The sequence below is a fragment of the Streptomyces cinereoruber genome, assembly GCF_009299385.1.
Lineage (GTDB): Bacteria > Actinomycetota > Actinomycetes > Streptomycetales > Streptomycetaceae > Streptomyces > Streptomyces bikiniensis.
Map to the genome: position 1 here is coordinate 1,645,594 of NZ_CP023693.1, position 19,484 is coordinate 1,665,077.

General features: G+C 70.1%; 15 protein-coding genes. 5 read left to right on the top strand and 10 right to left on the bottom strand.

The window, feature by feature from the left end:
• Positions 1-140: 140 nt before the first annotated feature.
• The 3 genes from CP977_RS07215 to arc all read right to left on the bottom strand — a co-directional run bounded on the left by CP977_RS07215 (position 141) and on the right by arc (position 3,980).
• The gene (locus CP977_RS07215) at positions 141-353 is read right to left on the bottom strand and encodes a ubiquitin-like protein Pup (protein ID WP_030213091.1); all 213 of its coding nucleotides are present in this window, start codon (positions 351-353) and stop codon (positions 141-143) included.
• Between the two features lie 160 nt (positions 354-513).
• Positions 514-2,025 (bottom strand): depupylase/deamidase Dop, encoded by a 1,512-nt coding sequence (gene dop / locus CP977_RS07220; RefSeq protein ID WP_152369791.1) that lies wholly within the window; start codon positions 2,023-2,025, stop codon positions 514-516.
• A gap of 188 nt (positions 2,026-2,213) precedes the next feature.
• Positions 2,214-3,980 carry a proteasome ATPase gene (gene arc, locus CP977_RS07225; RefSeq protein ID WP_062759696.1) on the bottom strand — a complete coding sequence of 589 codons (1,767 nt, stop codon included), beginning with the start codon at positions 3,978-3,980 and terminating at the stop codon, positions 2,214-2,216.
• Between the two features lie 240 nt (positions 3,981-4,220).
• On the opposite strand from arc, the gene CP977_RS07230 reads away from it, so the two are divergent.
• A complete protein-coding gene (locus CP977_RS07230) occupies positions 4,221-4,532 on the top strand; it encodes a ferredoxin (protein ID WP_062758803.1) in 312 nt (103 codons plus the stop codon).
• A gap of 4 nt (positions 4,533-4,536) precedes the next feature.
• Here CP977_RS07230 and CP977_RS07235 read toward each other — a convergent pair whose 3' ends face one another.
• From CP977_RS07235 to CP977_RS07245, 3 genes are all read right to left on the bottom strand, one after another.
• Positions 4,537-5,118 carry a hypothetical protein gene (locus tag CP977_RS07235; protein ID WP_152369792.1) on the bottom strand — a complete coding sequence of 194 codons (582 nt, stop codon included), beginning with the start codon at positions 5,116-5,118 and terminating at the stop codon, positions 4,537-4,539.
• A gap of 264 nt (positions 5,119-5,382) precedes the next feature.
• On the bottom strand, positions 5,383-6,270 hold the full coding sequence (locus CP977_RS07240) for a tRNA (adenine-N1)-methyltransferase (RefSeq protein WP_062758808.1): 888 nt from the start codon (positions 6,268-6,270) through the stop codon (positions 5,383-5,385).
• A gap of 18 nt (positions 6,271-6,288) precedes the next feature.
• Positions 6,289-7,422, bottom strand: a complete 1,134-nt coding sequence (locus tag CP977_RS07245) for a site-2 protease family protein (protein ID WP_208421656.1) — start codon at positions 7,420-7,422, stop codon at positions 6,289-6,291.
• A gap of 181 nt (positions 7,423-7,603) precedes the next feature.
• On the opposite strand from CP977_RS07245, the gene CP977_RS07250 reads away from it, so the two are divergent.
• Positions 7,604-8,506, top strand: a complete 903-nt coding sequence (locus tag CP977_RS07250; RefSeq protein WP_229991590.1) for a RecB family exonuclease — start codon at positions 7,604-7,606, stop codon at positions 8,504-8,506.
• A gap of 84 nt (positions 8,507-8,590) precedes the next feature.
• A complete protein-coding gene (locus tag CP977_RS07255) occupies positions 8,591-9,265 on the top strand; it encodes a response regulator (RefSeq protein ID WP_062758812.1) in 675 nt (224 codons plus the stop codon).
• Positions 9,266-9,345: 80 nt separating this feature from the next.
• Here the strand turns inward: CP977_RS07255 and CP977_RS07260 are convergent, their stop codons facing one another.
• The 4 genes from CP977_RS07260 to metH form a co-directional block, all read right to left on the bottom strand.
• Complete coding sequence (locus tag CP977_RS07260) at positions 9,346-10,929, bottom strand: ABC transporter substrate-binding protein (protein ID WP_152369794.1); 1,584 nt, start codon at positions 10,927-10,929, stop codon at positions 9,346-9,348.
• Between the two features lie 65 nt (positions 10,930-10,994).
• Complete coding sequence (locus CP977_RS07265) at positions 10,995-12,584, bottom strand: ABC transporter substrate-binding protein (protein ID WP_152369795.1); 1,590 nt, start codon at positions 12,582-12,584, stop codon at positions 10,995-10,997.
• A gap of 443 nt (positions 12,585-13,027) precedes the next feature.
• Positions 13,028-13,726, bottom strand: a complete 699-nt coding sequence (locus CP977_RS07270) for an HAD family hydrolase (RefSeq protein ID WP_062759698.1) — start codon at positions 13,724-13,726, stop codon at positions 13,028-13,030.
• A gap of 146 nt (positions 13,727-13,872) precedes the next feature.
• Positions 13,873-17,397, bottom strand: a complete 3,525-nt coding sequence (gene metH, locus CP977_RS07275; RefSeq protein WP_109187040.1) for a methionine synthase — start codon at positions 17,395-17,397, stop codon at positions 13,873-13,875.
• A 243-nt stretch (positions 17,398-17,640) separates the two neighbouring features.
• Here metH and CP977_RS07280 point away from each other — a divergent pair, with 243 nt between their 5' ends.
• Together CP977_RS07280 and CP977_RS07285 are read left to right on the top strand one after the other, a co-directional pair.
• The gene (locus tag CP977_RS07280) at positions 17,641-18,405 is read left to right on the top strand and encodes an IclR family transcriptional regulator (protein WP_152369796.1); all 765 of its coding nucleotides are present in this window, start codon (positions 17,641-17,643) and stop codon (positions 18,403-18,405) included.
• Positions 18,406-18,706: 301 nt separating this feature from the next.
• Entirely contained in the window at positions 18,707-19,465 is a 759-nt protein-coding gene (locus CP977_RS07285) for an MIP/aquaporin family protein (RefSeq protein ID WP_152369797.1), read from the top strand.
• The last annotated feature ends 19 nt before the right edge of the window (positions 19,466-19,484 follow it).

Sequence of the window (19,484 nt, forward strand, 5' to 3'; positions counted from 1 at the left end):
AGTCGGCCCGCCGTGCGGAGCGCGGGCCGATCTTGCTTGCTGTGCACGGACCTTACCCGTGCCACGGCCTGTCATCCGTCCCCGGACCCGCGGCTTTCTCCGGGGCTCCGGGGACGGAGGACGACAGGTGCGCGAGGGGGCTACTCGCCGCCCTTCTGCACGAACGATCGAACGAAGTCCTCGGCGTTCTCCTCCAGGACGTCGTCGATCTCGTCCAGGACGGAGTCCACGTCCTCGCTCAGCTTCTCCTGGCGCTCCTGGAGGTCGGAGCTCGCCTCCGTGGTGGTCTCCTCGACCTCCTCCGTGGAGCGCGTCGCCTTCTGCTGTCCGCCGCCGGTGTCCTTGGTCGCCATATCCCTCACCCCGCTCGAATGGGCCCGCTCGGTTGAGTCCTTGCAAGATCAGACCCTATAGGTCGGGTCCGACTTCGGCCTCGTGGTTTCCACAACGCCCGGGCACTGGTTCCATGATTCCCAGCGCCGGGGCATTTCAGGCTCGTACCGGGCTCCCGGTTCAGTCGCCCGAGAGCACGCGCACCAGTTCCTCCGCCGTGCGGCAGCGGTCCAGGAGCGATTTCACGTGCGCCTTGGTGCCCCGGAGGGGCTCCAGGGTCGGGACGCGCTGGAGCGAGTCCCGACCCGGCAGGTCGAAGATCACCGAGTCCCAGGAGGCCGCGGCGACGTCGTCGGCGTACTGCTCCAGACAGCGGCCCCGGAAGTAGGCCCGGGTGTCCTCGGGGGGCTCCGTCTCGGCCCGCTCCACCTCGGCCTCGTCCAGGAGCCGCTTCATGCGCCCGCGGGCCGCCAGGCGGTTGTAGAGGCCCTTGTCGGGGCGCACGTCCGCGTACTGGAGGTCCACCAGGTGCAGCCGGGCGGCGTCCCAGTCCAGGCCATCACGGCGCCGGTAGCCCTCCATGAGCTCCCGCTTGGCGACCCAGTCGAGCTCGCCGGCCAGGCTCATGGGGTCGTTCTCCAGCCGGTTGAGGGTGTCCTCCCAGCGGGTCAGGACGTCCCTGGTCTGCTCGTCCGCGTCCGCGCCGTACCGCTCGTCCACGTACTTCCTGGCCAGCTCGAAGTACTCCATCTGGAGCTGTACGGCGGTGAGTGTCCGGCCGCTGCGGAGCGTGACCAGGTACTGGAGCGAGGGGTCGTGCGAGACCTGGTGGAGGGTGCGCACCGGCTGGTCGACGGCGAGGTCGACGGTGATGAAGCCGTCCTCGATCATCGACAGGACCAGCGCGGTGGTGCCCAGCTTGAGGTAGGTCGAGATCTCCGAGAGGTTCGCGTCGCCGATGATCACGTGCAGGCGGCGGTAGCGCTCGGCGTCGGCGTGCGGCTCGTCCCGGGTGTTGATGATGGGCCGTTTGAGGGTGGTCTCCAGGCCCACCTCGACCTCGAAGTAGTCGGCGCGCTGGCTGATCTGGAAGCCGTGCTCCCGCCCGTCCTGGCCGATGCCGACCCGTCCCGCGCCGGTCACGACCTGGCGGGAGACGAAGAAGGGGGTCAGGTGGCGCACGATGTCCGAGAAGGGGGTCTCCCGCTTCATCAGGTAGTTCTCGTGCGTGCCGTAGGACGCGCCCTTGTTGTCGGTGTTGTTCTTGTACAGGTGGATGGGCTGGGCGCCGGGAAGCTGGGCGGCGCGCTCGGCGGCCTCCGCCATGATCCGCTCGCCGGCCTTGTCCCAGAGGACGGCGTCGCGGGGGTTGGTGATCTCCGGGGAGCTGTACTCGGGGTGGGCGTGGTCCACGTAGAGCCGGGCCCCGTTGGTGAGGATCACGTTGGCCAGGCCGATGTCCTCGTCGGTGAGCTGGCTGGAGTCGGCGGCCTCGCGGGCGAGGTCGAAGCCGCGGGCGTCCCGCAGCGGGTTCTCCTCCTCGAAGTCCCAGCGGGCGCGGCGCGCCCGGTGCATCGCCGCCGCGTAGGCGTTGACGATCTGGGACGAGGTGAGCATGGCATTGGCGTTCGGGTGGCCCGGGACGGAGATCCCGTACTCCGTCTCGATGCCCATTACTCGCCGTACGGTCATGCGGCCCTCCTTGCCCGGCGGCGCTCACTGTGCGCGACTCGGCGGTACCGAAGAGCCTAGATCGGCTCCGCGCTGGTGGGGAGATCGTTTGCGGTATTTCCCTGAGCCTGTGGTGCCGGGGGAAATGCTGGATGGAATGCGACGGCTGCGGATGCCCGGTTTCCGGACATCCGCAGCCGGTGGGCGTTTTACAGGTACTGGCCGGTATTGGCCACCGTGTCGATGGAGCGCCCGGTGTCCGCACCCTGCTTTCCGGTGACGAGCGTGCGGATGAACACGATCCGCTCGCCCTTCTTTCCGGAGATACGGGCCCAGTCGTCGGGGTTGGTGGTGTTGGGCAGGTCCTCGTTCTCCTTGAACTCGTCCACGCACGCCTGGAGGAGGTGGGAGACCCGGATGCCCTTCTGGTTGTGGTCGAGGAAGGCCTTGATGGCCATCTTCTTGGCCCGGTCCACGATGTTCTGGATCATCGCGCCGGAGTTGAAGTCCTTGAAGTACAGGACTTCCTTGTCACCGTTGGCGTACGTGACTTCGAGGAAGCGGTTCTCCTCGGATTCCGCGTACATCTGCTCGACGACGGACTGGATCATTCCGTGGGCGGCGGCGGCCTTCGAGCCGGCGTGCTCGGAGATGTCGTCCTCGTGCAGCGGCAGGTTGGCCGTGAGGTACTTCGCGAAGATGTCCTTCGCCGCCTCCGCGTCCGGACGCTCGATCTTGATCTTGACGTCGAGCCGACCGGGCCGCAGGATCGCGGGGTCGATCATGTCCTCGCGGTTGGAGGCGCCGATGACGATGACGTTCTCCAGGCCCTCCACGCCGTCGATCTCGGCGAGCAGCTGCGGGACGATGGTGTTCTCCACGTCCGAGCTGACACCGGATCCACGGGTGCGGAAGAGGGATTCCATCTCGTCGAAGAAGACGATGACGGGGGTCCCCTCGCTCGCCTTCTCCCGCGCACGCTGGAAGACGAGGCGGATGTGCCGCTCGGTCTCGCCGACGTACTTGTTGAGGAGCTCGGGGCCCTTGATGTTGAGGAAGTAGGACTTCCCCGCGGGCTGACCGGTCACCTCGGCGACCTTCTTGGCCAGGGAGTTGGCCACGGCCTTCGCGATCAGCGTCTTGCCGCAGCCGGGCGGGCCGTAGAGCAGGATGCCCTTCGGCGGCCGCAGTTCGTGCTCCTTGAAGAGGTCCGGGTAGAGGTACGGGAGCTCGACCGCGTCGCGGATCAGCTCGATCTGGTTGCCCAGGCCGCCGATCTTCTCGTAGTCGACGTCCGGGACCTCTTCGAGGACGAGCTCTTCGACCTCGCTCTTGGGGACCACTTCGTAGACGTAGCCGGACCGGGGGTCGAGCAGCAGGGCGTCGCCGGAGCGGATGGTGACGTCCAGCAGGGGCTCGGCGAGCCTCACCACCCTCTCCTCGTCCGTGTGCCCGACCACCAGGGCGCGCTCGCCGTCCTCGAGGATCTCCTTGAGGGTGACGATGTCGCCGGCGCGCTCGAACTCCATGGCCTCGACCACGTTGAGCGCTTCGTTGAGCATGACTTCCTGGCCGCGCCTGAGCTCTTCGAGCTCGATGCTCGGGCTGACGTTCACCCGGAGCTTGCGACCACCGGTGAAGATGTCGCACGTGCCGTCCTCGTTGGCCTGCAGGAAGACACCGAAGCCGGCCGGCGGCTGCGCGAGCCGGTCGACCTCCTCCTTGAGGGCCACGATCTGGTCGCGGGCCTCACGGAGCGTGCTCGCCAGACGTTCGTTCTGCGCGGACACGCCGGCCAGGTTGGTCTGCAGCTCGACGATCCGCTCTTCGAGAATCCTCGTGTGACGCGGAGAGTCGGCGAGCTTGCGGCGCAGGACGGCGATTTCCTGCTCGAGATAGGCAACCTGGCCGGCGGGGTCTTCAGACCCTCGCCCCGGCCGGATGCCGCGGTTGATGTCGTCGTCGTGGGCTGCCACGGTCCTCACCTCCTCCAAGGGGAGCTGGACGCTTCCTGACCCTACCTGCGTGGGTGGTGATTGAAACCCCTAGATCAAAAAGACTCCGGGGTGTGTCCGATCTTCACCCTTGCGCTTCCCCTCTCGCCAGGGGAATACCCACCCTTCACCGTCTGAAAGCGGGCGGTTGTATCGTCGTTACCGGCCAACACCCTCCAAGGGCGGCCGGACTTATCGAGCGAAGCAGAAACGGCGGGAGACATGACCGTGCGGAACGAGGCCCCGGCGACGGGCGCCGGCGAGGCGCTGGAGGTCTGGATCGACCAGGACCTGTGCACCGGGGACGGGATCTGCGCGCAGTACGCTCCCGAGGTCTTCGAGCTGGACATCGACGGGCTCGCTTATGTGAAGAGCGCCGACGACGAGCTCCTCCAGGACACCGGTGCCACCACCCCGGTGCCGCTGCCGCTGCTCCAGGACGTGGTGGACTCCGCGAAGGAGTGCCCGGGCGACTGCATCCACGTGCGCCGGGTCGCGGACAAGGTCGAGGTGTACGGCCCCGACGCGGAGTGACGGGTCAGGCGCCGCGCGCCTCGTCCTGGCCGGCGCGGACGAAGGCGCCGCCCCGCCAGCGCCAGCTGACCTGCTCCTTCTCGTCCGGGCAGCAGCGGGGGACGTCGAAGGACGAGTAGCCGAGGAGGGTGGCGAGCACCGCCCCGTCGCGTACGGCGAGCTCGGTGACGCTGCGGTGCTGGTCGGGTGCGACGAGCGTGGCCACCACGCGCGCGGGCGCGTCCGCCCCCTTGCCGCGGGTGAGGACGTAGACGCCGCTCGGCGGGGTGCCGGAGCCGGCTTCGCAGTGTACGACCGCAACGGTCTCGGGGTTCCCGTCGCCGTCCAGGTCCCCGGAGGCCCGCTTGGCGACCGTACGGGGGCCTCCCCCGCACTCCACGGGGTACGCGACTCCTGCGGCCTCGGGGGCGGCGGCCGGGCGCGGGGCGGCGGCCGCGGTCGCGGTGGTGGTTCCGACGGGGCCGGGCTGGAGGAGTCCCGCGAGGGCGACGACCGCGGCGGTCGCGGTCGCGGTGGCCAGCCAGTGCATCGGCCCGGCGTGGGTGTGCGCGAGGTCGGTGAGGTCCGGGGCGGCGGGCAGCTGCACGCGAGACGTCTCCTGTGGGGTGGTGCGACGAGGGTTTCCGGCATCGTGCCACACGTCACAGGGGGACGGAACACGTGGGGTGAAGGGCGGACGGCCGCCTCCCGGAGGGTCCGGGCCGGCGCCCGTGTTCCCGGCCGTCGCCCGGGGCCCGGGCGGTCGCCCGCGGATCGAACCGTTCCCCGGGGGGCTCGAACATGAGGACGCCGCCGCCGAGTTCCGCTCGGGGCGGGAACTCGGCGGCGGCGTGCCACGGGTGTCGGGACGTCAGCCCTTGTTGGGGCCCTCGTAGTCCTCGCCGTAGGCTCCCTTGGCGGGGCGGCGGCGACGCATCGGGGGCTCGACCCCGTCCGCGAGGCGGCGGGCGGTGACGAGGAAGCCGGTGTGGCCGATCATGCGGTGGTCGGGGCGGACGGCGAGGCCCTCCACGTGCCAGTTGCGGATCATGGACTCCCAGGGCTGCGGCTCGGCGTAGCAGCCGAACTCGCGGATGGACTCCACGGTGCGGGCGAGCTGGGTGGTGGTCGCCACGTAGCAGCAGAGGATGCCGCCGGGGACGAGGGCCTTGGAGACGGCCTCCAGACACTCCCAGGGGGCGAGCATGTCCAGGATGACGCGGTCGACGTCGGTGTCGGACAGGTTGTCCTGGAGGTCGCCGACGGTCAGCCGCCACGCGGGGTGGGGGCCGCCGAAGTAGCGCTCGACGTTGCCCTTGGCGATCTCGGCGAAGTCCTCGCGGCGCTCGTAGGAGTGCAGCATGCCGCTGTCCCCGATGGCGCGCAGGAGGAAGCTGCTGAGCGATCCCGAGCCCACCCCGGCCTCCACGACGCGTGCGCCGGGGAAGATGTCGGCGAAGGCCAGGATCTGCCCCGCGTCCTTGGGGTAGACCACGGCGGCGCCGCGGGGCATGGACAGGACGTAGTCGGGGAGCAGGGGGCGCAGCGCGAGGTAGGCGACGTTTCCGGTGGTGCGGACAACGCTGCCCTCGGGGGCGCCGATCAGTTCGTCGTGCGGGAAAGAACCCTTGTGGGTGTGGAAGTTCTTTCCCTCTTCGAGCGTGAACGTGTAGTGACGGCCCTTGGGGTCGGTCAGCTGAACCTGGTCCCCGACCTTGAAGGGCCCGCGTCGGCGGGCGGCACCGGTCGGTTCGGACATACGAGCAGGATACCGGGGTTACGAACCGGGTCGTGCCATGGCCCTGACGAAGGCCCGTTCGACGTCCGCGGTGGAGAGGACTCCGTAGATCGCGCCGGTCTCCTCGACGACCAGGTACTCGGTGGCCGGGCTGGCGCGGAGGTGGTCGAGGAGGGGCTGTCCGGTGAGCTCGGCCGGGACCCGCATGCCGTCGGCGAGGTCCTGGGAGAGGGTGCTGACGGCGACCCAGGGGCGCCGGTGCTGGGGCACGGCGGCGATGGCGGCCTCGCGGACGATGCCGGTGGGCTCGCCGGTGCCGTCCACGACGACCAGGGCGCGGGCGCCCGCCTCGTTGGCCCGGCGGAGGGCCTCGGAGAGCGGGGTGACGGGCTCCACGGGGATGGCGCGCCGGGTGAGGGAGCGGGCGCTGAGTTCGGGGAGGTGTTCGCGCAGCCGGGCCATGCGGAGGCTGTTGCCGGCGCCGGTCCAGATGATGGCGGCGAGGATCGCGGCGAGCAGGGCGTCGGTGACGGTGTCGAAGCCGCTGATGTCCTCGGTGGAGTTGCCGAGGAGTCCGGTGCGGGTCAGCAGGGGCAGGCCGACGAGGACGAGGACGGCGAGGGCGCGGCCGACCCAGGCGGCGGCGACGGTGCCGCTCATGGGCTTGCCGGTGATCTTCCAGATAACGGCGCGGAGCATCCGGCCGCCGTCGAGCGGGAGGCCGGGGAGCAGGTTGAAGACGGCGACGATCAGGTTGGAGATCATCAGGCCGGCGAGGAGGACGCCGGGGACGGTGCCGGGCTCGACGGCGTACAGGGAGAGGTAGAACAGGCCGGCGAGGACGAGGGAGAGGAGGGGGCCGACGAAGGCGAGGACGAATTCGCGGCCGGGGGTCTCGCTCTCCTTCTCGATCTCGGAGACGCCGCCGAAGAACTGGAGCTGGATGCGGCGCACGGGCAGCTTGAAGCGGAGCGCGGCGATCGTGTGGGCCAGTTCGTGGACGAGCACGGAGGCGTAGAAGGCGACCGCGAAGAAGAGGGAGACGAGGTAGCGGGCGGCGCCGAGGTCGGGCAGGACGCGTTCGATCTGGTCGCCGAAGACCCAGGTGATGAGGGCGGCCACCAGGAACCAGCTGGGGGCGACGTAGACGGGCACGCCGAAGGGCCGGCCCATGAGGATGCCTCCGCCGGGCTCCTCGGTCCGCTGCGGCTTGGGCTCGTCCTGGTTCACGGGTTCCTTTCGTCGCGCCGGTGTGGTCCGCGTCGTTGCGTCACGGTTCGATCATGCAGTGCGACGGGGTCCCGGGTCGATGGTATGCGTCCGGTTGTCGGTGGCGGGTCGTAGGGTCGGGGTCATGAGTACGAGCGAGCGGGTGCCGATGGAGCCGAGAGCGCCCATGTCGTTGTCGCCGTCGCGGGCGAGCGATTTCATGCAGTGTCCGCTGCTGTACCGGTTCCGGGTGATCGACCGGCTGCCGGAGAAGCCGAGTGCGGCGGCGACCCGGGGCACGCTGGTGCACGCCGTCCTGGAGCGGCTCTTCGACGATCCGGCGGCGGAGCGGACGGCGCCGCGGGCGAAGGCGATGGTGCCGGGGCAGTGGGAGCGGCTGCTGGCGTCGAAGCCGGAGCTGGGCGAGCTGTTCGCGGAGGATCCGGACGGGGAGCGGCTGGCGGGGTGGCTGGTCGAGGCGGAGCGGCTGGTCGAGCGGTGGTTCACGCTGGAGGACCCGACGCGTCTGGAGCCGGCCGAGCGCGAGCTGTTCGTGGAGACGGAGCTGGATTCGGGGCTGCGGCTGCGCGGGGTGATCGACCGGATCGACGTGGCGCCCTCGGGAGACGTGCGGATCGTCGACTACAAGACGGGCAAGGCGCCCCGGCCGGAGTACCGGGACGGCGCGCTGTTCCAGATGACCTTCTACGCGCTGGTGGTCCGGCGGCTGAAGGGGGTGGTCCCGAGGCGGCTCCAGCTGGTGTACCTGGGCAGCGGGGAGGTGCTGACGTACGACCCGGTGGAGGCGGACCTGCTGCGGGTGGAGCGGAAGCTGCTCGCGCTGTGGGAGGCGATCCGGCTGGCGACGGAGACGGGCGACTGGCGGCCGCGGCCGACGAAGCTGTGCGGGTGGTGCGACCACCAGGCGGTCTGTCCGGAGTTCGGCGGGACTCCCCCGGTCTATCCGCTGGAGATCGTTTCGGTGCGGCCGCCGGAGTCGGGCGAATCCGGGCAGGGCAGAATGGACCCGGCCCCGCCCGCACCGTAGGGGTCCGCCCGCGCCTCGGGGACCCGCCCGGTCCGTGAGCCCCGTGGGCCCATCCCCGTGAGTCCAGCTCGTGAAGGAGCCCCCGTGACGATCCGCGTCCTCCTGGTCGACGATCAGCCGCTGCTGCGCACCGGCTTCCGGATGATTCTGGAGGCGGAGCAGGACATCGCGGTGGTGGGTGAGGCCGGGGACGGTCTCCAGGCGCAGGAGCAGGTGCGCGTCCTCCAGCCGGACGTGGTCCTCATGGACATCCGGATGCCGCGGATGGACGGGGTGGAGGCGACCCGGCAGATCACGGGTCCGGGCCGGGACGGTCCGGCGAAGGTGCTGGTCCTGACCACCTTCGACCTGGACGAGTACGTGGTGGAGGCGTTGCGGGCCGGTGCGAGCGGCTTCCTCCTGAAGGACGCCCCGGCGAACGAGCTGGTGCAGGCGATCCGGGTGGTGGCCGCGGGCGAGGCGATGCTGGCGCCGTCGATCACGCGCCGGCTGCTCGACAAGTACTCGGCGCACCTGCCGACGGGCGAGGAGCAGGTCCCGGACACGCTGAACACCCTGACCGACCGCGAGCTGGAGGTGCTGAAGCTGGTGGCGCGGGGCCTGTCGAACGCGGAGATCGCGGCGGACCTGTTCGTGAGCGAGACGACGGTGAAGACGCACGTGGGGCACGTGCTGACGAAGCTGCGGCTGCGGGACCGGGTGCAGGCGGCGGTGTACGCGTACGAGAGCGGTCTGGTGCGGCCCGGCGGCAACCAGTAGCGGCGCGGACGGACGACAGAGGGGCCCGGCGCGGGTGCGCCGGGCCCCTCTCGTCGTGGGGGAGGGTCCTGTGACGGGCTTCAGCTCTTGCGGAGCTCCCAGAAGCGGAAGACGGTCGAGGCGTCGAGGGTCCATTCGAGGCCGGTGACGCCCGTGCGGGAGACGGCGTACTGCTTGCCCTGCCAGAGCGGCAGCATGGGCAGCTCGTCGGCGACGATGTCCTGGAGCTTCCCGTACTCGTCGGTGGTGGAGGCGCGGTCGGCCGCGGCGGCCGTCTTCGGGAGGAGGGCGCCGGTGATGGTGGCGTTCTCGTAGTGGTTGCCGAGGACGTTGCCCTCGCCGAAGAAGGGGGCGGTGAAGTTGTCGGGGTCGGGGTAGTCGGGGACCCAGCCCTTGACGTAGACGCCGTACTTGCCGGCCGCGATGTCCTGCTCGTACTGCTCGAAGGCGACGGACTTGACGTCGGCCTCGAAGAGGCCGCTGGCGTTGAGCTGGCCGGCGATGGCCTTGAGCTCCTGGTCGGTGGAGGGGCCGTAGCGGCTGGGGGTGGACCAGAGGGTGAGCTTCACCTTGTCGGTGACGCCTGCGGCGCGCAGGGCCTTCTTCGCCTTGGCGGTGTCGGGGGTGCCGTAGGTGTCGTAGAAGGCGGTGTTGTGGCCGGTGATGCCGGCCGGGACGATCGAGTAGAGCGGGGTGGCAGTCGACTTGTAGACGTCCTCGACGAGCGCCTCGCGGTCGACGAGGTGGGCGATGGCCTGCCGGACGCCGAGCTTGCCGACGACCGGGTCCTTCATGTTGAAGACGAGGTGCTGGACCTCGGCGCTGGTGCCCTGGACGACCTCGACGCCCCGGTCGCCGGTGGTGGCGGAGGTCTCCAGGGCGGCGATGTCGTCGGCGGAGAGGCCTCGGTAGGCCACGTCGATCTGGTCGTCGGCGAGGGCCTTGGCGAGGGCGGAGCGGTCGCCGCGGTAGAGCTTGAGGGTGACCGACTCGCTCTTGCGCTTGGCGTCGCCGCGGTAGCCGGTGTTGCCGGAGAAGGTGGCCTGGGTGTCGCTGAGGGAGTCCAGCTTGTACGGGCCGGAGCCGGTGGCCTTCCCGTCGGTGCGCAGCGCGTCGGCGGGGTACTCGCGGTGGTCGACGATGGAGCCGGCGCCGGAGGCGATCTTGCTGGGGAAGGTGGCGTCGGGGACCTTGAGGCGGAAGACGACGGTCTTCTCGTCGGGGGTCTCGATGGTGTCGATGCCGGCGAGCAGGGGGGCCGGGCCGTTCGGGTCGGCGATCCTGATGGCGCGTTCGAAGGAGTACTTGACGTCCTCCGAGGTGAGCTTGTTGCCGTTGGAGAAGGTGAGGCCGTCCCGGAGGGTGCAGGTGTAGACCTTGCTGCCGGTGGAGAAGGCGCACTCGTCGGCGGCGTCGGGCTCGGGTTCGAGGCCGCCCTTGGGGAAGGCCAGGAGGGACTGGAAGACGTTGTTGAACAGCAGCCAGGAGCCGGGGTCGTAGCCGGCCGCCGGGTCGGTGGCGAGGATCTCGTCGGACATGCCGACGCGTATGCCGTCACCGGAGCCGCCGGAGCCGCCGCCCTGTTCGGTGCCGCAGCCGCTGAGGAGGGCGGCGGACAGGCCGGCGGCGAGCGGGGCCGTCAGCCACTTGTTGTGTGCCTTCACAGTCGTGCCTCTTGATCTCTTGCCATGACCGGCCGCGCGGGCGCGCGGCCGGGACAACGAAGGGGTCAGGCGGTGCCGCGACCCAGTTCCCAGAGCAGCAGGTCGGAGGAGGTGTTGAGCGCGTACTCGACTCCGCTGAGGTCGTCGCGGGCGGCGACGTACTGCTTGCCCTGCCACAGGGGCAGGACGGGGACGTCCTCGGCGACGATCTTCTGGATCTGCGCGTAGACGGGGGCCGCGGCGGTGCGGTCGGCCTGGCGGCGCGAGCGCGGGATGAGCTGGTCGCGGACGACCGTGTTCACGTACGGGGTGTTGAGGAAGTTGTCGCTGTCCAGGAAGGGCGCGATGTAGTTGTCCGGGTCCGGGTAGTCGGGGAACCAGCCGAGGCCGTAGACGGCGTAGTCGCCGCGCTTCTGGGCGGTGCGGAAGGTGGACCACTCGGTGCCCTTGACGGTGACGTCGAAGAGTTCGCTGGCGGTGAGCTGCTTGCCGAGCGCCTCGAACTCCTGGGCGGTCTCGGCGCCGTAGTGGTCGGTGGTGTAGTTCAGGGTGATCTTGACCGGGGTCTTGATGCCGGCCTTCTTGAGGATCTGGGCGGCGCGGTCGCGGTCGGGCTCGCCGTACGCGTCGAAGAAGGGGGTGGCGTGGCCGGTGATGCTGGAGGGGATCAGCGAGTAGAGCGGCTGGGCGGTGGGGCCGTAGACGAGGCTGACCAGGGCGCCCCGGTCGACGACGGCGGCCATCGCCTGGCGCACGGCCTTCTGCTCGACGGAGGGGGCCTTGGTGTTGAAGCCGAGGTAGCGGATCTCCAGGCCGGGGACCTCGACCGTCTTGATGCCCTCCTTGGGCTTCTCGGCGAGGTCCTTGATCTGCTTCTGCGACAGGGAGCGGGCCATCATGTCGATGTCCTTGCTCTCCAGGGCCTTGCCCATGGCGGCCGAGTCGGCGAAGGGGCGCAGTTCGACCTTGTCGTTGCGCGGGGTGATGTCGCCCTTGTACTTCGGGTTCCTGGTGAAGACGAAGCGGCCGACCTTGTCGCCCTCGCGCTCGACCTTCATGGTGTACGGGCCCGAGCCGTCGACGTCGAAGCCGTCGCGGAGGCCGTCGCCGGGGTACTTGTCCTTGCTGAGGATGCCGGCGACGGGGGTGGAGAGCTTGTACGGGAAGGTGGCGTCGGGGGTCTTGAGGTGGAAGACGATCCCGTCGGTGCCCTGGGTCTCGACGGTGTCGATGTTCGAGAGGAGGGCGGCCGTTCCGTTGTCCGACTTGATCTTCAGGACGCGCTCGATGGAGTACTTGACGTCCTCGGCGGTGATGGGGGTGCCGTCGGCGAAGGTGAGGCCGGGGCGGAGGGTGCAGCGGTAGCTCCCGCTGGCCTTGTCGGAGAAGCCGCAGCTCTCGGCCGCCTCGGGGACGGGCTCGCCGCCCTCGCGGGGGACGTGCAGCAGGGTCTGGACGGTCTGTCGCAGGACGTTCCAGGCGCCGGTGTCGTAGGCGTAGGCGGGGTCGAGCGGGGCGGGGGCGTCCTCGGTGGCGATGAACTGGTCCGTGGTGCCGACCACGATGGCCCGGTCGCCCTCGGATCCGCCGCAGGCGGCGAGCAGGGGGGCGAGCAGGCCGGCGACGGCCGGGAGCACCAGGGTCTTGCGGTTCATCAGGGACGATCTCCTCATCCGGCACTGGGTTGCAGCGGTCAGTGACACTCCGCCGCCTGCCGCCCGGTCGGGGCGGGAGCGATCGGGCCGGGTGTTGCGATCGGTCCTGTGTTCACGGCGACTCGGATGTGCGCCGGTGCACGCGGTTATGCGGCGAAGTACTCGCGAAAGATTAGTGGGCCGCGCCCCTATTGCCGGACCACGGCCCGGTGGCGGGGTAATCGCACAGTGATCATGAATGCGTGCGGTTCGATAGTCATGCGTCGGACGATGCGGACGGGCACGAGCGAATCGGGGCACATGGGGGCGCCGAAAAATGTGCATTCCGGGCGGTGGACGAGGTCAGGCCATCTGCCGTCCGGCACCCTGCGTGACCAAGGTCACGCGGAGGCCTTTTCGGCAAATGGCCTGATCGTTTTCTCCGGGGAAAGCTCAGTGAAAGCTCAGATTCCCGTGATCAATGTGCGGAGAAAGGGCACGTCGACCTCTTCGAGCGAACGCACGACGACCCGGCCCGGGGAGGGCGCGATCGGGGCGACGGAGGGGACGGCGACGACCCGGCAGCCGGCCGCCTCCGCCGCCGCGACGCCGGTCGCGGTGTCCTCGACGACGGCGCAGAGCGTGGGGTCGGCCCCGACTCCCTCGGCGGCCGCGAGGTACGGCTCGGGGTGCGGCTTGGTCCGTACGACCTCGTCGCCCGCGACGGTGAGGGAGAAGCGGTCGCGGCCGAGCGAGGCGAGGACCCGGTCGATGATCCGGCGGTGCGAGGCGGAGACCAGGGCGGTGGGGATGGAGTGCCGGGCCAGCTCGGCGAGGAGCCGCTCGGCGCCGGGCATGAGCGGGACGCCCCGCTCGATGCGCCGCTCGAACTTCTCGTTGAGCAGGACGGTCAGCTCGGGCAGGGTGATGTCGGCGCCGGTGGCCTCGATGAGGTAGCCGGCGCTGCGGGTCATCGGCCCGCCGACCACCACGTCCCGCCAGGCCTCGTCCAGCCGGTGCCCGAGGTCGGCGAAGGCCTCGACCTCCGCGTCCCACCAGAAGCCCTCCGTGTCGACGAGGGTCCCGTCCATGTCGAGGAAGACCGCCTGCAGGGCGGAGCTGCCGTTCGTACGGAACAGGGACGCGGGAACCGTACTGGTCATCCGGCACACCTCCATGAAGGGACGAGAAGGCCGGTCTTCCCCCCGCGCGGGAGGAGGACCGGCCTGCTGGACGGACAAGTGTACGTCCCGATCAGCGGAAACGCGTCCCTTTACGCGCCGGCGAATTACGCGAGGTCAGCGAGCCGTCACCGTGCGTTGAAGTACTTCGCCTCCGGGTGGTGGATGACGATGGCGTCGGTGGACTGCTCGGGGTGGAGCTGGAACTCCTCCGAGAGGTGCACGCCGATCCGCTCCGGCCGCAGCAGGTCCGCGATCTTCGCACGGTCCTCCAGGTCGGGGCAGGCGCCGTACCCGAGGGAGAAGCGGGCGCCGCGGTACTTGAGCGCGAACATGTCCTCGACGTCGGCCGGGTCCTCGCCGGCGAAGCCGAGCTCGGCGCGGACGCGGGCGTGCCAGTACTCGGCGAGGGCCTCGGCGAGCTGCACGGAGAGGCCGTGGAGCTCCAGGTAGTCGCGGTAGGAGTCGGACTCGAAGAGCTTGGCGGTGGCCTCGCCGATCCTCGAGCCGACGGTGACGACCTGGAGGCCGACGACGTCGGTCTCGCCGGACTCCTCCGGGCGGAAGAAGTCCGCGAGGCAGAGGCGGCGGCCGCGGCGCTGGCGCGGGAAGGAGAAGCGGGTCCGCTCGTTGCCGTCCTCGTCCAGGATGATCAGGTCGTCGCCCTTGGAGACGCAGGGGAAGTAGCCGTGCACGACGGCCGCCTCCAGGAGGTTCTCGGTGTGCAGGCGCTCCAGCCAGCCGCGCAACCGGGGCCGGCCCTCGGTCTCGACCAGCTCCTCGTACGCCGGTCCGTCGCCGGCCCGGTTCTGCTTCAGGCCCCACTGGCCCTTGAAGAGGGCGCCCTCGTCGAGCCAGGACGCGTACTCCTTGAGCGGGATGCCCTTGACGACGCGGGTGCCCCAGAACGGCGGGGTCGGGACCGGGTTGTCGACGGCGACGTCGGAGCGGCCGCCGGGCTCCGGCTCCTCGACCTGGAGGGCGGCCGCGTCCCGCTTGGGAACGCGGCGCTGCTTGAGCTCGGGCAGCGCCGCGCCGGGCACGCCGCGCTTGATGCCGATGAGGGCGTCCATGAGACGCAGGCCCTCGAAGGCGTCGCGGGCGTAGCGGACCTCGCCCTGGTAGATCTCGTGGAGGTCCTGTTCGACGTAGGCGCGGGTCAGGGCGGCGCCGCCGAGGATCACGGGGTACTTGGCGGCCAGCTCGCGCTGGTTGAGCTCCTCCAGGTTCTCCTTCATGATCACGGTGGACTTCACCAGGAGGCCGGACATGCCGATGACGTCGGCGTTGTGCTCCTCGGCGGCCTCCAGGATCGCGGAGACGGGCTGCTTGATGCCGATGTTGACGACGTTGTAGCCGTTGTTGGACAGGATGATGTCCACGAGGTTCTTGCCGATGTCGTGGACGTCGCCCCGAACGGTGGCGAGGACGATAGTGCCCTTGCCCTCGGCGTCGGACTTCTCCATGTGCGGCTCCAGATAGGCCACCGCGGTCTTCATGACCTCGGCGGACTGGAGCACGAACGGCAGCTGCATCTGGCCGGAGCCGAACAGCTCGCCGACCACCTTCATGCCGTCGAGCAGGATCTCGTTGACGATGTCGAGGGCGGACGTGGTGGTCAGGGCCTCGTCGAGGTCGGCCTCCAGGCCGTTCTTCTCGCCGTCGATGATCCGCCGCTTCAGGCGCTCCTCCAGCGGCAGGGCGGCCAGTTCCTCGGCCTTGCCGGCCTTGAGGGACTTGGTGGTGGCGCCCTCGAACAGCGCCATCAGCTTCTGCAGCGGGTCGTAGCCCTCCGCGCGCCGGTCGTAGATCAGGTCCAGGGCGGTGGTGACCTGCTCCTCGTCGAAGCGGGCGATGGGCAGGATCTTCGAGGCGTGCACGATCGCCGAGTCCAGGCCGGCCTTCACGCACTCGTCCAGGAAGACCGAGTTGAGCAGGATGCGGGCGGCCGGGTTGAGGCCGAAGGAGATGTTCGACAGGCCCAGGGTGGTCTGCACGTCGGGGTGGCGGCGCTTGAGCTCGCGGATCGCCTCGATGGTGGCGATGCCGTCCTTGCGGGACTCCTCCTGACCGGTGCAGATGGTGAAGGTCAGGGTGTCGATGAGGATGTCCGACTCCTGGATCCCCCAGTTGCCGGTCAGGTCCTCGATCAGGCGCTCGGCGATGGCGACCTTGTGCTCGGCGGTGCGGGCCTGGCCCTCCTCGTCGATGGTCAGCGCGATGAGCGCGGCGCCGTGCTCCTGGGCCAGCCGGGTGACCTTGGCGAAGCGGGACTCGGGTCCGTCGCCGTCCTCGTAGTTCACCGAGTTGATGACGGCCCGGCCTCCGAGCTTCTCCAGACCGGCCCGGATGACCTCCACCTCGGTGGAGTCGAGGACGATCGGGAGGGTGGAGGCGGTGGCGAACCGCCCGGCCAGCTCCTCCATGTCCGCCACGCCGTCGCGGCCGACGTAGTCCACGCAGAGGTCGAGCATGTGCGCGCCCTCGCGGATCTGGTCGCGGGCCATCTCGACGCAGTCGTCCCAGCGGCCCTCCAGCATGGCCTCGCGGAACTTCTTGGAGCCGTTGGCGTTGGTGCGCTCACCGATCGCCATGTACGAGGTGTCCTGGCGGAACGGCACGGTCTGGTAGAGCGAGGCGGCGCCGGGCTCGGGCTGGGGGGAGCGCTCGGGGGGCGTGAGGTCCCGGACCCGCTCGACGACCTGCCGCAGGTGCTCGGGGGTCGAGCCGCAGCAGCCGCCGATCAGCGACAGGCCGTAGTCGCGCACGAAGTGCTCCTGCGCGTCGGCCATCTCGGAGGGGGTCAGCGGGAAGTACGCGCCGTCCTTGGTCAGCACCGGCAGGCCCGCGTTCGGCATGCACATGAGCGGCGTGCGCGAGTGCCGGGCGAGGTAGCGCAGGTGCTCGTTCATCTCGGCCGGGCCCGTGGAGCAGTTCAGGCCGATCAGGTCGATGCCGAGCGGCTCCAGGGCGGTCAGGGCCGCGCCGATCTCCGAGCCGAGCAGCATGACGCCGGTGGTCTCGAAGGCGAGGGAGCAGATCAGCGGCACGTCCACGCCCAGGGCGTCCATGGCGCGCCGCGCGCCGATCAGGCTCGACTTGGTCTGGAGGAGGTCCTGGGTGGTCTCCACGATCAGGGCGTCGGCACCGCCGGCGAGCAGGCCCTCGGCGTTCCGCTGGTAGCCGTCGCGGAGCACGTCGTACGTGATGTGGCCGAGCGACGGCAGCTTGGTGCCCGGGCCGATGGAGCCCAGGACCCAGCGCTGGCGGCCGTCCCCGGCGGTGAACTCGTCGGCGATCTCGCGGGCGATCCGGGCGCCCGCCTCGGAGTGCTCGAGAATCCGGTCCGCGATGTCGTACTCGCTCGCGGCGGAGTGGTTGGAGCCGAAGGTGTTCGTCTCGACGCAGTCGACGCCGGCCTCGAAGTACTCCCGGTGCACCGAGCCGACGATGTCGGGCCGGGTGACGTTCAGGATCTCGTTGCATCCTTCGAGGTCCTGGAAGTCCTCCAGGGTGGGGTCCTGGGCCTGGAGCATGGTTCCCATGGCTCCGTCGGCGACGACCACCCGGGTCGCGAGTGCCTCGCGGAGGGCGGCGACGCGGTTCCGGCTGTCTCCGGTGGCGGAGGCGGAAGGGGACGGCAACGAGGCCATGGGCTATCTCCCTGGGATGCGACGGCTGTCGGCTTTGCACGCTCGGTGGAGGGTGCACGGAGCCAGCGTAACCGCGCTCGGGCCGGGGTGGACACGGTGTCCCACGAGGCGGACGGCATCCTGTGTCCGGGGACTCCCGGTCCTGCCCCTCCTTGACCGACACTGTGGGATGTGACGCAAGGTCGGCATCGACCGATAGTGTTCAGCATTGTCGAACAGCGTGAGAGGGATAGGGGCCGGGCGATGGCGAAGAACATCCAGTCGCTTGAAAGAGCGGCGGCCATGCTGCGACTGCTCGCGGGCGGCGAGCGCCGGCTCGGCCTTTCCGACATCGCGTCCTCGCTGGGGCTCGCCAAGGGGACGGCCCACGGAATCCTGCGCACCCTCCAGGCGGAGGGCTTCGTGGAGCAGGAGGCGGCCTCGGGCCGCTACCAGCTGGGCGCGGAGCTGCTGCGGCTCGGCAACAGCTATCTGGACGTGCACGAGCTGCGGGCGCGGGCCCTGGTCTGGACGGACGACCTGGCCCGGTCCAGCGGCGAGAGCGTGCACCTGGGGGTGCTGCACCAGCGGGGCGTGCTGATCGTGCACCACGTCTTCCGGCCGGACGACAGCCGCCAGGTCCTGGAGGTGGGGGCCATGCAGCCGCTGCACTCCACGGCCCTGGGCAAGGTCCTCTCGGCGTACGACCCGGTGGCGCACAGCGAGGTGGTGGAGGTCGAGCGGGAGGCGTTCACGCCCCGGACGACGACGGAGCTCGGGGACTTCGAGACGCTGCTCGACACGGTGCGGGCCCGGGGCTGGGCGGCGGACCTGGAGGAGACCTGGGAGGGCGTGGCGTCGGTGGCGGCGCCGATCCACGACCGGCGGCGGATGCCGGTGGGGGCGGTGGCGGTGACGGGCGCGGTGGAGCGGCTCCGCCCGGACGGCGAGCTGCGCCCGGAGCTGGTGGCGGCGGTGCGCGACTGCGCCCGCGCGGTCTCCCGGGACCTGGGGGCCGGCCGCTTCTGAGGCCTCCGGGGCTCCCTGCGCCCCGCCTCCCCCGTACCCCTCCGCACTCCCTTCGGACCCCCTTCCGACCCGCCGGTAACGATCGCGTTATCGGCGGGTTTTTCACTTCCCAGACCCTTGACGCGCTGTTAACCCCGGGGCAAAACTTCCGTTCATCGGTCGGCATTGCCGAACACCTAACGGCAATACGCGCTAGAGTGTGGCAGTGCCAAGGGCCGGCAACGCCCTCAACACGAGGGTGCGGACCATCGGAGGGACCCGTGGTTCGCCTTCCCCTGGACGAAGGACAAAGGAGTCGCGGGTGTCCAGCTCCGACATCTTCCTCGGCGAGACCATCGGTACCGCCGTACTCATCCTGCTCGGCGGTGGTGTGTGCGCCGCCGTCACGCTCAAGAGCTCCAAGGCCCGCGGCGCGGGCTGGCTCGCGATCACCTTCGGGTGGGGCTTCGCCGTGATGACGGCCGTCTACATGACGGCTTCCCTCTCGGACGCCCATCTGAACCCCGCCGTCACGGTCGGAATCGCGATCAAGGACGGGGCCTGGGGCGACGTGCCCGTCTACTTCGCCGGCCAGATACTCGGCGCGATGATCGGCGCGGCGCTGGTCTGGGTGGCCTACTACGGCCAGTTCCAGGCCCACCTCACGGACCCGGAGACCATCGGCGAGAAGCCGATCGAGGGCCCCGGCCCGGTGCTCGGCATCTTCTCCACGGGCCCCGAGGTCCGCAACACCTGGCAGAACCTGGCCACCGAGATCATCGGCACCGTCGTGCTCGTGCTCGCCGTGCTCACCCAGGGCCTCAACGACAGCGGCAAGGGCCTCGGCACCCTGGGCGCCCTGATCACCGCCTTCGTCGTGGTCTCCATCGGCCTCTCGCTCGGCGGCCCGACCGGCTACGCCATCAACCCGGCCCGCGACCTCGGCCCGCGCATCGTGCACGCCCTGCTGCCGCTGCCGAACAAGGGCGGCTCCGACTGGGGCTACGCCTGGATCCCGGTCGCCGGTCCCCTGATCGGCGGCGCCCTCGCCGCGGGTATCTACACCATCGCGTTCGCCTGAGCCGTCCTTCTTCCAGACC

Coding starts and splice junctions, on each gene's coding strand:
- CP977_RS07215 (WP_030213091.1), bottom strand. CDS start 353: ATGGCGACCAAGGACACCGGCGGCGGACAGCAGAAGGCGACGCGCTCC.
- dop (WP_152369791.1), bottom strand. CDS start 2,025: ATGACCGTACGGCGAGTAATGGGCATCGAGACGGAGTACGGGATCTCC.
- CP977_RS07230 (WP_062758803.1), top strand. CDS start 4,221: ATGACCGTGCGGAACGAGGCCCCGGCGACGGGCGCCGGCGAGGCGCTG.
- CP977_RS07240 (WP_062758808.1), bottom strand. CDS start 6,270: ATGTCCGAACCGACCGGTGCCGCCCGCCGACGCGGGCCCTTCAAGGTC.
- CP977_RS07245 (WP_208421656.1), bottom strand. CDS start 7,422: ATGGGCCGGCCCTTCGGCGTGCCCGTCTACGTCGCCCCCAGCTGGTTC.
- CP977_RS07250 (WP_229991590.1), top strand. CDS start 7,604: ATGAGTACGAGCGAGCGGGTGCCGATGGAGCCGAGAGCGCCCATGTCG.
- CP977_RS07265 (WP_152369795.1), bottom strand. CDS start 12,584: ATGAACCGCAAGACCCTGGTGCTCCCGGCCGTCGCCGGCCTGCTCGCC.
- CP977_RS07270 (WP_062759698.1), bottom strand. CDS start 13,726: ATGACCAGTACGGTTCCCGCGTCCCTGTTCCGTACGAACGGCAGCTCC.
- metH (WP_109187040.1), bottom strand. CDS start 17,397: ATGGCCTCGTTGCCGTCCCCTTCCGCCTCCGCCACCGGAGACAGCCGG.
- CP977_RS07280 (WP_152369796.1), top strand. CDS start 17,641: ATGGCGAAGAACATCCAGTCGCTTGAAAGAGCGGCGGCCATGCTGCGA.